Below are 12,403 nucleotides of genomic sequence, written 5' to 3'. Positions count from 1 at the left end.
CGCGTCCGTTTTCCAATTAACCCGAACCGGGTCGGCCGGCGCCATGGCGCCGGGACCCGCGGGACGGTGGAGACCCCAAGATGAAGTTCACGCTTTCCTGGCTCAAGGATCATCTCGAGACCACCGCCGGGCTCGACGAGATCGCGGCCCGCCTGACGACGATCGGCCTCGAGGTCGAGGGCATCGAGAACAAGGGCGCGGGGCTCGAGCCGTTCGTGATCGCCGAGGTGCTGACCGCCGAGAAGCATCCGAACGCCGACAAGCTCCGGGTGCTGACGGTCGATACCGGCGCCGGCGAGCCGGTGCAGGTGGTGTGCGGCGCGCCGAACGCCCGGGCCGGCATCAAGGCGGTGTTCGCCGCCCCCGGCACGCGGATGCCCGACAGCGGCGCGGAGCTGAAGATCGGCGCGATCCGCGGCGTGGAAAGCCGCGGCATGATGGTGTCCGAGCGCGAACTGAAGCTCTCCGACGAGCACAACGGCATCATCGAGCTCTCCCCCGGCGCGCCGGTCGGCACGCCGTTCGCGGCCTTCGCCGGGCTCGACGATCCGGTGATCGAGATCGCCGTCACGCCGAACCGCGCCGATGCGCTCGGCGTCGCCGGCATCGCCCGCGACCTCGCCGCCTCCGGCATCGGCACGCTGAAGACCCCGCCCGTGGTCGCGGTGCCCGGCACGGGGCCGAGCCCGACCGGCGTTCGGCTCGAATTCGGCGATACGCCGGCGCTCTGCCGCTCGTTCGCGCTGCGGCTGGTCCGCGGCGTGAAGAACGGCCCGTCGCCGGAATGGATGCAGCGCCGGCTCAAGGCGATCGGGCTGCGCCCGATCAACGCCCTCGTCGACATCACCAACTATCTCACCTTCGACCGCGGCCGGCCGCTCCATGTGTTCGACGCCGCCAAGGTGAAGGGCGACCTCGTGGTCCGGCGCGGCGTGGAGGGCGAGGAAATCGAGGCCCTCGACGGGCGCACCTACAAGGTCGATGCCGCGATGTGCGTCATCGCCGACGACAACGGCCTGGAATCCATCGCCGGCATCATGGGCGGCGAGGCCTCCGGCTGCTCGGAGGCGACCACGGACGTGCTGATCGAATCGGCACTGTGGGACGAACTCGCCATCGCCCAGACCGGCCGCCGGCTCGGCCTCAATTCCGATGCCCGCTTCCGGTTCGAGCGCGGCGTCGATCCCGCCTTCAACCTGCCTGGGCTGGAGCTTGCGACGCGGCTGGTGCTGGACCTCTGCGGCGGCACGCCGAGCGACGTCGTCGTGACGGGCGCGACCGAATTTCCGCCGCGCGTGCTCGACTTCCCGTTCTCGGAGGTCAAGCGCATCTCCGGCCTCGATCTCGATGCCTCGGTGATCGCCTCCCATCTCGAACGCCTCGGCTTCAGGGTGACCGGCGAGGGGCCGGTGGCCTCGGTGACGGTGCCGACGTGGCGGGCGGACGTCGAAGGCAAGGCCGACCTCGTCGAGGAGGTCGTGCGCATGGTCGGCGTCGACAACATTCCGCTGAAGCCGCTGGCGCGGCTGAAGCCCGTCGCCGCGCGGGTGCTGACCCAGGGGCAGCTTCGCGCCCGCAACGCCCGCCGCACGCTGGCGGCACGGGGTCTCGTCGAGGCGCTGACCTGGTCGTTCATCTCCAGGGCGGCCGCGACCGCGTTCGGCGGCGGCAAGCCGGAGCTGGCGCTGTCGAACCCCATCGCCTCCGACCTCTCGGACATGCGGCCGAGCCTGATCCCCGGCCTCGTCGCCGCCGCCAAGCGCAATGCCGACCGCGGCCTCGGCGACGTCGCGCTGTTCGAGATCGGCCAGATCTTCCTCGGCGACCAGCCGGACGACCAGAAGCGCGTCGCCGCCGGCGTGCGCACCGGCACGGCGGCGCTTTCCGGCGCCGGACGCCACTGGGCCGGCGCGGGCGCGCCGGTCGGCGTGTTCGACGCCAAGGCGGATGCCCTCGCGGTGCTGGAATCGGCCGGTGCCCCGGTCGAACGCCTGCAGGTCACCCGCGACGCGCCGGCCTGGTTCCACCCGGGCCGGTCGGGCACGCTGCGGCTCGGCCCGCTGGTGCTCGGCCATTTCGGCGAGCTTCACCCCCGCGTCGCCGTGCTCCTCGACATTTCCGGCCCGCTCGCGGCGTTCGAGGTGATGTTCGAGGCGGTGCCGGCGCCCAAGGCGAAGGCGACGAAGGCCAAGCCGCCGCTCGCGGTGTCCGACCTGATGCCGGTGAAGCGCGATTTCGCGTTCGTGGTCGACCGCGCCGTTCAGGCCGCCGACATCGTCAAGGCGGCTGCCGGGGCCGAGAAGGCGCTGGTGGAGCGGGTGTCGGTGTTCGACGTCTACGAAGGCACCGGCATCGCGCCGGGCTCGAAGTCTGTCGCGATCGAGGTGGTGCTGGCGCCGAAGGAGCGCACGCTCACCGACGCCGAGATCGAGGCGGTCGGCGCGCGGATCGTCGCCGGCGTCGAGAAGGCGACCGGTGGCGTGCTGCGGCGCTGAGCGGAGGCGCGCCGGGAACGGCGCGCCCCAACGTGCATAGCGGGCTTGGGGCTCGCGGGCGGGTGCCGCCGATGCGGCGCGAACCGGCCGTCACGGATGCGCGAACGCGGCACGCATCAGCCGCAGGCCGGTGCGTTGCCTCTTGTGGTGGAGGCGGTCGGGGCGCTATCCCTCGGACATAAGCCGGTGGACCCAAGACCGCCGGCGCCGGATGGCCGCGGGTTCGCCGGTCCCGGCGGAGACGAAGGCCCAATCAGAGCGGAAGCCCCATGCGCGCGATTCTCGACGTCATCCTCCTGATCCTCGACCTCTATCAGTGGGTCGTGATCGCCGCGGCGCTGTTCTCGTGGCTCTATGCCTTCAATGTCGTCAATCCGCGCAATGCCGTGGTGATGACCATCGCCAACACGCTCTACCGGCTGACGGAGCCGGTGCTGAAGCCGATCCGTTCGGTGCTGCCGAGCGTCGGCGGGCTCGATCTGTCGCCGGTGGTGCTGCTGATCCTGATCTTCCTGATCCAGAACGTCATCATCCGCTACGTCTATCCCTACGTGTTCTGAGGCCGGAAACGGTGTCCGCCGCCGATTGCCGGCCGTGGACGGTCTCGGGCGCGGGGCTTTCCGTTCGCGTGCGGCTGACGCCGCGCGGCGGCCGCGACGCGCTCGACGGCATTCAGGTGCTCTCGGACGGCACCGCCGTGCTCGCCGCGCGTGTGCGGGCGGTGCCGGAGAAGGGGGCCGCGAACGCCGCGCTGGAGGCGCTGATCGCGGGTGTCGCCGGCGTGCCGCGCTCCAGTGTGAAGGTCGCCGCCGGTTCGACCGCGCGGATCAAGACGGTGGTGGTCGCGGGCGATGGGGACCGCGCGGCGGCGGCGCTGGAACGCGCGGTCGTGGCCCGGCCATAGAGCATATCCCGTTCGGATCGAACCGATCTGAACGGCAAGAAAGCGCTCCAGGATTTTATTCCGTCCGGATCGCCGCGATCCGGCGCGTGTTCGATGGGCCGACCGCACGGAGGGGCGAGGGATGACCGTCTCAAGGCCGGACTCGCGCTTCGGGATGCAGACCCGCCCGCTGCCGCCGAGCCTCTATGCCGAAACCGCGGCGCCGGCGCCGGACATGCCGCCGCTCGACGGCAGCCGGCGCGCGTCGGTCGCCATCGTCGGCGGCGGCTTCACGGGGCTTTCGGCGGCGCTGCATCTCGCCGAGGCGGGCGTGGAGGCCGTGGTGCTGGAAGCGTCCACCGCCGGCTGGGGTGCCTCCGGACGCAATGGCGGCCAGGTCAATCCCGGGCTGATCCACGATCCCGACACGGTCGAGCGCGATTTCGGCCCCGACCTCGGCGGCCGGATGATCGCGCGGTCCTATGGCGCGCCCGATGTGGTGTTCGCACTGATCGAGCGTCACGGCATCGCCTGCGAGGCGCGCCGGGGCGGCACCCACCGCGTCGCCTTCGACCGGCGCTCGGCCGCCGGCATCGCCGCGCTCGTTTCGCAATATCGCCGGCGGGCCATGCCGGTCGAGCATCTCGGTCCGGAGGCGCTGGCCGCGCGCACAGGCACCGACCGCTACCGCGCCGGGCTGGTCGACCCGCGCGGCGGCACGGTGAACCCACTCGGCTATGCCCGCGGACTGGCCCGCGCAGCGCAGAAGGCCGGTGCGGCCGTTCACGGCGGGACGCCGGTGACGGCGGCGCGCAGGGACGGCGGCCTGTGGCGCGTCGAGACGGAGCGCGGCACCGTGACGGCCGAACGGCTGGTGCTGGCCACCAACGCCTACAGCGACGGCCTGTGGCCAAAGCTGCGGCGGACGGTGGTTCCGGTCTACAGTGCCGTCGCCGCGAGCGAGCCGCTGCCCGCCGACCTCGTCGCCCGCATCCTGCCCACGGGCGGGGGTCTCTACGAGATGGGGCACGACACGGTCTATTACCGCGTCGACAGCGCCGGCCGTCTGCTGATGGGCGGACGCGGGCCGCAGCGCGACACCTCCGACCCGGCGGACTATCGCCATCTCGTGGCTTATGCCGAGCGGCTTTGGCCGGCGCTCAGCGGTGTGCGCTGGACCCACTTCTGGAACGGCCAGCTCGCCATCACCCCCGATCACTATCCCCATTTCCACGAGCCGGCCGAGGGCGTGTTCGCCGCGCTCGGCTACAACGGCCGCGGCATCGCGATGGCGACCGTCGCGGGATACCTGCTGGCGCGGCGCGTCCTCGGCGATCCGGCGGAGGCGATCGACCTGCCGGTCACGCGCGCGCTGAAGCCGATTCCCTTCCACGGGCTCTGGCGTCCCGCGGTCGAGGCGCGCATGCTGTACGGGCGGCTGCGCGACGTTCTCGGGCTGTAGGATTTCGGTCCTGATTTCGTGATCCTGGTGTCGTGATCCTGGTTTCGTGATCTTGGTTTCGTGATTTTGGCTTGAGGTGGCGCAACGCGGTTTGCCGCGAAGGGGCCATGGTTGGCCGGCAAACAGGACGGACTGCCTCGCGCGAGCGGGACAGGGCCCACACGGCGGACGCACAACGATCCGCCGGCGGGCAAGGGGCGCGGCCGAAGCCGGCCGTAACGGGGAAACACGCAAGGAGGACAATGATGGATGTGCCGCTGAAGCTCACCTTCCGCAATCTCGAGTCGTCCGAATCCGTCGAGACCCGCGTCCGCGAACGCGCCGCGCGGCTCGACCGCTTCCATCCCCGCATCATCGCCCTCCGTGTTTCGATCGAGGTGCCGCACCGTTCGCCGGGAAGCGGCAAGACCGCGCTCGCCATCACCGTCGAGGCTGAGGTGCCCGGCCGCACGCTGGTCGCCAAGGCCAGCGAGGACATGCGCGAGACCCGCGGCGACCGGCTGGCGCTGATCGGCCGGGCGTTCGATGCGATCCAGCGCCGGCTGGAGGAAGACTGGAAGATGAAGCGCGGCGCGGTGAAGGTTCACGAGGCCGCCATCGAGACCGGGCGCGTGGTCCGGCTGTTCCCGCAGGAAAGCTACGGCTTCGTCGAGATCGGCGGCGGCGGCGATCTCTATTTCAGCCGCGGTTCGGTGGCCAACGATGCGTTCGACGACCTCGCCGAGGGCATGATGGTCGCCGTCACCCGCGCCATGGGCGAGGGGCCGATGGGGCCGCAGGCGAGTTCCGTGCGCCGGCTGGGCGCCTAGAGCGCTTTCCGATCCGGTTCCGACCGGTCTTCAAAAAGAAAAACCGCCCGGGGGCCACCCGGGCGGAAAAGTCGAAGAGCGGGTGGGCCGGCGGCTTGCCGCCGGCAGCCTGTTCACGCGGTGGGGGTCACGCGGCGATGCGGACCTGAGGGGCGGCGTTGCGCACCTCCTCGCCGACATGATCCTCGAACTTCGAGAAGTTCTTGGCGAACATCGCGACGAGCCTGCGCGCCGTCTGGTCGAAGGCCGCCTTGTCGGCCCACGTCTTGATCGGATAGAGCACGTGGGGCTCGACGCCCGGCACGGCGGTCGGCACCTGGAAGCCGAAATAGGGATCGGTGCGGAAACCGGCCGATTTCAGCGAGCCATCGAGGGCGGCCGACAGCAGGGTGCGCGTCACGCGGATCGGCATGCGCCGGCCGACGCCATAGCTGCCGCCGGTCCATCCGGTGTTCACCAGCCAGCAATCGACATTGTGCTCGGCGATGAGATCGCGCAGCAGGTTGCCGTATTCCGACGGATGGCGCGGCATGAACGGGGCGCCGAAGCAGGTCGAGAACGTCGCCTGCGGCTCGGTCACGCCCTTTTCCGTGCCGGCGACCTTGGCAGTGTAGCCGGACAGGAAGTGATACATCGCCTCCGCCGGGCTCAGCTTGGCGATCGGCGGCATCACGCCGAAGGCGTCGGCGGTGAGCATCACGATGTTCCTCGGACGCGGCGCACGGCCGGTCAGGGACGCATTCGGGATGAAGTGGATCGGATAGGCGCAGCGGGTGTTCTCGGTCAGCCGGCCGTCGTCGAAATCGGGCACGCGGGTGACCGGATCGAGGATGACGTTCTCCAGCACCGTGCCGAAGCGCTCGGTGGTGGCGAAGATTTCCGGCTCCGCCTCGCGCGACAGGCGGATGGTCTTGGCGTAGCAGCCGCCTTCGAAATTGAAGATGCCGCCCGGACCCCAGCCGTGCTCGTCGTCACCGATCAGGGTGCGCGAGGGATCGGCCGACAGCGTGGTCTTGCCGGTTCCCGACAGGCCGAAGAACAGGGCGGAATCGCCCTTGTCGCCGACGTTCGCCGAGCAGTGCATCGGCATCACGCCCTTCGGCGGCAGCAGGAAGTTCAGGAAGGTGAAGACCGACTTCTTCATCTCGCCGGCATAGGAGGTGCCGCCGATCAGCACGATGCCGCGGGTGAAGTCGCAGGCGATCACGGTCTCGGTGCGGCAGCCGTGGCGGGCCGGGTCGGCCTTGAAGCTCGGCAGGTCGATGATGGTGAGCTTCGGCGCGAACGTCGCGAGGTCTTCCGCGGGCGGCCGGATCAGGAGATCGCGGATGAACAGCGAGTGCCAGGCATATTCGGTGTAGACGCGGGTCGGCAGGCGGTGGTCCGGATCGGCGCCGCCATAGAGGTCCTGCGCGAACAGCTCGCGGCCCTCGGCATGGGCGAGCATGTCGGCCATCAGCACGTCGAAATGCGCGATCGAGAGCGGCTTGTTGTTGTCCCACCACACGGTGCCGTCGGTGGTGTCGTCGCGGACGACGAACTTGTCCTGGGCGGAGCGGCCGGTATGGACGCCGGTTTCCACCGCCAGCGCGCCGCCGGCGGCGATGGTGCCTTCGCCGCGGCGAATGGCTTCCTCGTAGAGCGCGGGCTCCAGCAGGTTCCAGTGGACGGCGGAAAGATTCCTGAAGCCGATGGCGTCGGCGCCGATCGCGGAATTGCGCACACCGTTTTCCTTCACGATGACCCTCTCGTTTCCTGCCCTGCGACGTCGCTCGGACACTCGCGGCACGGGTTTGCAGGCGGTCGGCGCCGGCAACCCGGCGGCCATCGGCCTCGCAACGCCCGCCAGCCCATGATCCCGGCGCCGTGGAAGACGCTTCCGGATCGTTTGCCGGCGGTTGTTCGGCGGGAAAATAGGGAAACGCGCAGCCGAGAGCAAGTTTCCAGAGAAGTCGAAACGATGATTCTGAAAGAAAGATCAGAACTTTATCGATGGCGTACAATGGCAACGCTGCCAAGTCGGAAAGACTACGTCAGCTCGCCTTGCTGCAGTGCGAATTTGCTTGTTTGCATATGCGAACGCCGCGGTCTTGGCAGCGCTATCATTTGATCCGGCGGTTAAAATCTATCGCGTGAGGCAGGACGCCGGCCGGCCGGAAGCGGGGGCGCGGGCGGCGTCCGGCATCCCAATGCCGCCCGGCGCCGGGCAGGTCGCCGTGGCGCGCCCCGGCGGGCGGTTCGCGGGCCCGGCCCTGCCGGCGCGGAAATTGCGGCGCCGGGGCGGCGCATTCATGCGGAAAGCTTTTCGTTCGGACGAATCTGCCTTATTTCTGCTCAGGTAAGCCGTCAGTTCGCAGATCGGGTCTCAACGGCACCGCGCGTCATCGTCCACCGAAGTCGCTCCGTGCCGCCCTGTCGCCCTCTTGGGGCATATCCCGTTCAGATCGAACCGATCTGAACGGGATGTGCCCAGGCTATCGAGTCGGGAGCGATTCCTTGTCGACCGGATGATCACATCCGGTCGGGAAGCGCTCCGGCCGCCGGGCATGTGCCGCGGTGGCGTGGATGCAACGAGAGAGAGAAGGATCGCCCCCATGCCGACCATCGCGCTCGTCGACGACGACCGCAACATCCTCGCATCGGTGTCGATCGCGCTGGAGTCGGAAGGCTATCGGGTCGAGACCTATACCGATGGCGCCTCCGCCCTCGACGGGCTCGCCCAGAGCACGCCCGACCTCGCCATCCTCGACATCAAGATGCCGCGCATGGACGGCATGGAGCTGCTGCGCCGCCTGCGCCAGCGCACCGACATGCCGGTGATCTTCCTGACCTCCAAGGACGACGAGATCGACGAGTTGTTCGGCCTCAAGATGGGCGCCGACGACTTCATCCGGAAGCCGTTCTCCCAGCGCCTGCTGGTCGAGCGGGTGAAGGCGGTGCTGCGCCGGGCCCAGCCGCGCGAACCGGGCGCCGTCAAGGTGCCGGATGCCGCGCGCACGCTGGAGCGCGGCCAGCTCGTCATGGACCAGGAGCGCCACACCTGCACCTGGAAGGGCGAGCCGGTCACGCTCACCGTCACCGAATTCCTGATCCTCTACGCGCTCGCCCAGCGGCCCGGCGTGGTCAAGAGCCGCAACGCGCTGATGGATGCGGCCTATGACGATCAGGTCTATGTCGACGACCGCACCATCGACAGCCACATCAAGCGGCTGCGCAAGAAGTTCAAGATGGTAGACGACGATTTCGACATGATCGAAACCCTCTACGGCGTCGGCTACCGCTTCAAGGAAGCCTGAGCCGCGCGTTCGCCCCAGGCGGCGGACGGGCGGACGGCAGGGACGTTCCGCAACCGTGACGATCGACAACAGCGATCCGCTGAACCCCGCCGACGCGGCAAGGCCCGCCGCCCGCGACGAAGCCGAGACGGAAGGCCGCCAGCCCCGCCGCGACGGCGCCCGGCGGCGGCGCCTCGTGGTTCGTCGGCGGTTTCTCAACTGGGCGCGCCGCAGCCTCGGCGCGCACCTGTTCTCCAGCCTGACGCGGCGCATCGTCATCCTCAACGTCGCCGCGCTCGTCGCGCTGGTATCGGGCATCCTCTATCTCAACCAGTTCCGCGCCGGCCTGATCGACGCCCGGGTCGAAAGCCTTCTGACCCAGGGCGAGATCATCGCCGCCGCCATCGCCGGCTCGGCCTCCGTCGACACCAACGTCATCACCGTCGACCCCGACCGGCTGCTGCAGATGCAGGCGGGCGAGGATTCCTCGCCGAGCGACGACAGCCTGCAGTCGCTCGACTTTCCCATCAATCCCGAGCGGGTCGCGCCGATCCTGCAGCGCCTGATCTCGCCCACCAAGACGCGGGCGCGCATCTACGACCGCGAAGGCGTGCTGCTGCTCGATTCCCGCTATCTCTATTCCCGCGGCCAGATCCTGCGCTCCGAGCTGCCGGCGCCGGACGTCTCGCCCCCCAACGCGATCGAGCGGGTGTGGGAGCGGCTCAAGGGCTGGTTCCTGCGCGGAGAACTGCCGACCTACCGCGAACTCAGCGGCACCGACGGGCGCGGCTATCCGGAAGTCGCCCGCGCGCTCGGCGGCGCGCCGGCAAGCGTGGTGCGCGTCACCACCTCCGGCGAGATCATCGTCTCGGTCGCGGTGCCGATCCAGCGCTCCCGCGCCGTGCTCGGGGTGCTGCTGCTCTCCACCCAGGGCGGCGACATCGAGGCGATCCTTCGCGCCGAGCGCTTCGCCATCGTCCGGGTGTTCCTGGTGGCGGCGACCATCAGCATCATCTCGTCCATCCTGCTCGCCGGCACCATCGCCGGCCCGATGCGCCGGCTCGCCACCGCGGCCGACCGGGTGCGCCGGGGCGTCAAGGCCCGCGAGCCGATCCCGGATTTCTCGGGCCGCCACGACGAGATCGGCCACCTCGCCCGGGCGCTGCGCGACATGACGGATGCGCTCTACAAGCGCATGGACGCCATCGAGGCGTTCGCGGCGGACGTGTCGCACGAGCTGAAGAACCCGCTCACCTCGCTGAAGAGCGCGGTGGAGACGCTGCCGCTCGCCCGCACCGAGGAGTCGCGCCAGCGCCTGCTCGGCATCATCCAGCACGACGTGCGCCGCCTGAACCGGCTGATCTCCGACATCTCCGACGCCTCGCGGCTCGACGCCGAGCTGTCGCGGCAGGACTCCGCGGCGGTCGACGTCGCCGCCGTGCTCGAAGCGGTGGTCGCGATCCAGCGCGGGCTCAGCGACGAGGGACCGGCGATCGTGCTCGAGATCGAACCGGTCAAGGGCATGGCGAAGCCCTACGAGGTCGTCGGCCACGACAGCCGCCTCGGGCAGGTGTTCACCAACCTCATCGACAATGCCCGTTCGTTCTCGCCGCCGGACGGCACCGTCCGGGTGTGCCTCAGCCGGCTGCAGGACGAGGTGGAGATCGTGGTCGAGGACGACGGGCCGGGCATCCGCGCCGAGCAGATCGACCGCATCTTCGAGCGCTTCTATACCGACCGCCCGGAACGCGAGGGTTTCGGCAACAATTCCGGCCTCGGCCTCTCGATCTCCAAGCAGATCGTCGAGGCCCACCAGGGCCGCATCTGGGTGGAGAACCGCACCGAGGACGAGCCGGACGCCGTCGATCCCGAGGGCGACACCGGGCCGCGCGCCGTGCTCGGCGCCCGCTTCGTGGTGCGGATCCCCGCCGGGCCGCTGCCGTGAGCGAACTCGTCCATGCCACGGCGCTCGCGGTCGGCGAGACCGGCATCCTGATCCGCGGGCCATCGGGCAGCGGCAAGACGACACTGGCGCTCGCCGTGATCGAGGCCGCCCGGCTCGCCGGCCGCTTCGCGATCCTCGTCGGCGACGACTATGTCTCGCTCGAAGCCTGCGGCGGCCGCCTCGTCGCGACGGTTCCGCCGCGGATCGCGGGCCTCGTCGAGCGGCGCTGGCTCGGCATCGTGCCCGTCGCCCACGAAGCCGCGGCGGTCGCGGCCCTCGTCGCCGATCTCCTGCCGCCGGCAGAGTGCGAGCGCGTGCCCGGCGAGGCTGACCGAGAGGCGACCGTCCTCGGGGTCGCGATCCGGCGCATCGCCGTGCCCATCGGGGTGGTCTCGGCCGCCGCCCTCGTGCTCGCGGCGGTCGACCAGATGGAATGCCGGTCCACAGGACAGGGCGGCAACCGGCAATTTTACTTGCACTCCACGACGGCCTGACCAAATGTTGGCCGGGTCGGAACCGGGCCACTTGGCCGCTCCGATCCATCGGTGCGGGGCGTTTCCCGGACGGAGTGTTCCGTCGGTCCGGAAAGCGCGTCGTGTCGGCCAATGCCGTCCATCGTCGCTCGCCGATGACCGACGATGCCAGCGCGGAGACACTATGATCGGTCTTGTCCTCGTCACCCACGGCCGCCTTGCGGTGGAGTTCAAGGCGGCTCTGGAGCATGTGGTCGGACCGCAGCCCCTGGTCGAGACGATCTCGATCGGTCCCGAGGACGATGTGGAACTGCGTCGCCAGGACATCGTCGAGGCGGTCAAGCGGGTCTCCCAGGGACAGGGCGTCGTGCTGCTCACGGACATGTTCGGCGGCACGCCTTCCAACCTCGCCATCTCGGTGATGGACATGGGCCAGGTCGAGGTGATCGCCGGCATCAACCTGCCGATGCTGGTGAAGCTCGCCTCGGTGCGCGGCGACGTCGACCTCGTGACGGCGGTCGACGAGGCCCGCAAGGCCGGGCAGAAATATATCAGCGTGGCGAGCCAGGTCCTGACCGGCCAGCGTTGAAGCGAGATGGCGGCGCGCGGCGCGGATGCGGAGGTGACAGCGTGGACGGCGAAGCCGTGAGGGCAGGCGGCGGGCTGGACTGCCTCCGGGAGCGCAACCTTCTCATCCAGAACCGGCGTGGGCTCCACGCCCGGGCCTCCGCCAAGTTCGCGCGGCTGTCCGAGGCGTTCGAGGCGGCGATCACCGTCGGTCGCGACGGCCAGACGGTCGGCGGCACCTCGATCATGGGCCTGCTGATGCTCGGCGCGGCCAAGGGCAGCACCATCCGCGTGACCGCTGAGGGACCGGATGCCGACATGGCCATCGCCGCGATCGCCGCGCTGGTGGAGGGCCGGTTCGGCGAGGAAGACTGACGCCGGCCCAGGCCGCGGCCGACCCCGCGCGCACCGTGCGTCGCGCGCCATCCGTCGCGCGGACGTCGCCCACGGGACGGCACCCCGGCTTTCAACTCGCGTCCGTTGGGCGTTCCTGC

Annotated in this window: 11 protein-coding genes; 10 read left to right on the top strand and 1 reads right to left on the bottom strand. The window is 69.9% G+C overall.

Annotated features, from left to right (window positions below):
- Positions 1–80: 80 nt before the first annotated feature.
- The 5 genes from pheT to BUF17_RS08975 all read left to right on the top strand — a co-directional run bounded on the left by pheT (position 81) and on the right by BUF17_RS08975 (position 5,649).
- Entirely contained in the window at positions 81–2,495 is a 2,415-nt protein-coding gene (gene pheT / locus BUF17_RS08995) for a phenylalanine--tRNA ligase subunit beta (RefSeq protein WP_073627761.1), read from the top strand.
- A gap of 269 nt (positions 2,496–2,764) precedes the next feature.
- Complete coding sequence (locus BUF17_RS08990; protein ID WP_073627759.1) at positions 2,765–3,055, top strand: YggT family protein; 291 nt, start codon at positions 2,765–2,767, stop codon at positions 3,053–3,055.
- Positions 3,056–3,066: 11 nt separating this feature from the next.
- A complete protein-coding gene (locus tag BUF17_RS08985) occupies positions 3,067–3,399 on the top strand; it encodes a DUF167 family protein (protein ID WP_073627757.1) in 333 nt (110 codons plus the stop codon).
- Between the two features lie 154 nt (positions 3,400–3,553).
- Positions 3,554–4,840 carry an NAD(P)/FAD-dependent oxidoreductase gene (locus tag BUF17_RS08980; protein ID WP_073628253.1) on the top strand — a complete coding sequence of 429 codons (1,287 nt, stop codon included), beginning with the start codon at positions 3,554–3,556 and terminating at the stop codon, positions 4,838–4,840.
- Between the two features lie 245 nt (positions 4,841–5,085).
- Positions 5,086–5,649, top strand: a complete 564-nt coding sequence (locus BUF17_RS08975) for an HPF/RaiA family ribosome-associated protein (protein ID WP_073627755.1) — start codon at positions 5,086–5,088, stop codon at positions 5,647–5,649.
- A 127-nt stretch (positions 5,650–5,776) separates the two neighbouring features.
- Here BUF17_RS08975 and BUF17_RS08970 read toward each other — a convergent pair whose 3' ends face one another.
- The gene (locus BUF17_RS08970; protein WP_073627753.1) at positions 5,777–7,387 is read right to left on the bottom strand and encodes a phosphoenolpyruvate carboxykinase; all 1,611 of its coding nucleotides are present in this window, start codon (positions 7,385–7,387) and stop codon (positions 5,777–5,779) included.
- Between the two features lie 856 nt (positions 7,388–8,243).
- Here BUF17_RS08970 and BUF17_RS08965 point away from each other — a divergent pair.
- The 5 genes from BUF17_RS08965 (at position 8,244) to BUF17_RS08945 (ending at position 12,284) form a co-directional block, all read left to right on the top strand.
- Positions 8,244–8,945: a response regulator transcription factor gene (locus BUF17_RS08965; protein WP_073627751.1), complete on the top strand. Its 702-nt coding sequence runs from the start codon at positions 8,244–8,246 to the stop codon at positions 8,943–8,945.
- Between the two features lie 55 nt (positions 8,946–9,000).
- Positions 9,001–10,869 carry a sensor histidine kinase gene (locus BUF17_RS08960; protein ID WP_428977636.1) on the top strand — a complete coding sequence of 623 codons (1,869 nt, stop codon included), beginning with the start codon at positions 9,001–9,003 and terminating at the stop codon, positions 10,867–10,869.
- A complete protein-coding gene (locus BUF17_RS08955) occupies positions 10,866–11,363 on the top strand; it encodes an HPr kinase/phosphorylase (RefSeq protein WP_073627749.1) in 498 nt (165 codons plus the stop codon). Before BUF17_RS08960 ends, BUF17_RS08955 begins: the two co-directional genes overlap by 4 nt.
- 163 nt (positions 11,364–11,526) lie before the next feature.
- On the top strand, positions 11,527–11,931 hold the full coding sequence (locus BUF17_RS08950) for a PTS sugar transporter subunit IIA (RefSeq protein ID WP_073627747.1): 405 nt from the start codon (positions 11,527–11,529) through the stop codon (positions 11,929–11,931).
- Positions 11,932–11,972: 41 nt separating this feature from the next.
- On the top strand, positions 11,973–12,284 hold the full coding sequence (locus tag BUF17_RS08945) for an HPr family phosphocarrier protein (protein ID WP_244530822.1): 312 nt from the start codon (positions 11,973–11,975) through the stop codon (positions 12,282–12,284).
- The last annotated feature ends 119 nt before the right edge of the window (positions 12,285–12,403 follow it).

This window comes from Pseudoxanthobacter soli DSM 19599 (assembly GCF_900148505.1).
GTDB lineage: Bacteria > Pseudomonadota > Alphaproteobacteria > Rhizobiales > Segnochrobactraceae > Pseudoxanthobacter > Pseudoxanthobacter soli.
The sequence above is the reverse complement of the archived record's forward strand: the minus strand, read 5'-3'. Positions and strand labels throughout refer to the sequence as shown.

What these genes read in the sequence shown, in the direction of transcription:
- BUF17_RS08980 (WP_073628253.1), top strand. Translation starts at nt 3,554, where the DNA reads ATGCAGACCCGCCCGCTGCCGCCGAGCCTCTATGCCGAAACCGCGGCG.
- BUF17_RS08950 (WP_073627747.1), top strand. Translation starts at nt 11,527, where the DNA reads ATGATCGGTCTTGTCCTCGTCACCCACGGCCGCCTTGCGGTGGAGTTC.
- BUF17_RS08965 (WP_073627751.1), top strand. Translation starts at nt 8,244, where the DNA reads ATGCCGACCATCGCGCTCGTCGACGACGACCGCAACATCCTCGCATCG.
- BUF17_RS08990 (WP_073627759.1), top strand. Translation starts at nt 2,765, where the DNA reads ATGCGCGCGATTCTCGACGTCATCCTCCTGATCCTCGACCTCTATCAG.
- BUF17_RS08975 (WP_073627755.1), top strand. Translation starts at nt 5,086, where the DNA reads ATGGATGTGCCGCTGAAGCTCACCTTCCGCAATCTCGAGTCGTCCGAA.
- pheT (WP_073627761.1), top strand. Translation starts at nt 81, where the DNA reads ATGAAGTTCACGCTTTCCTGGCTCAAGGATCATCTCGAGACCACCGCC.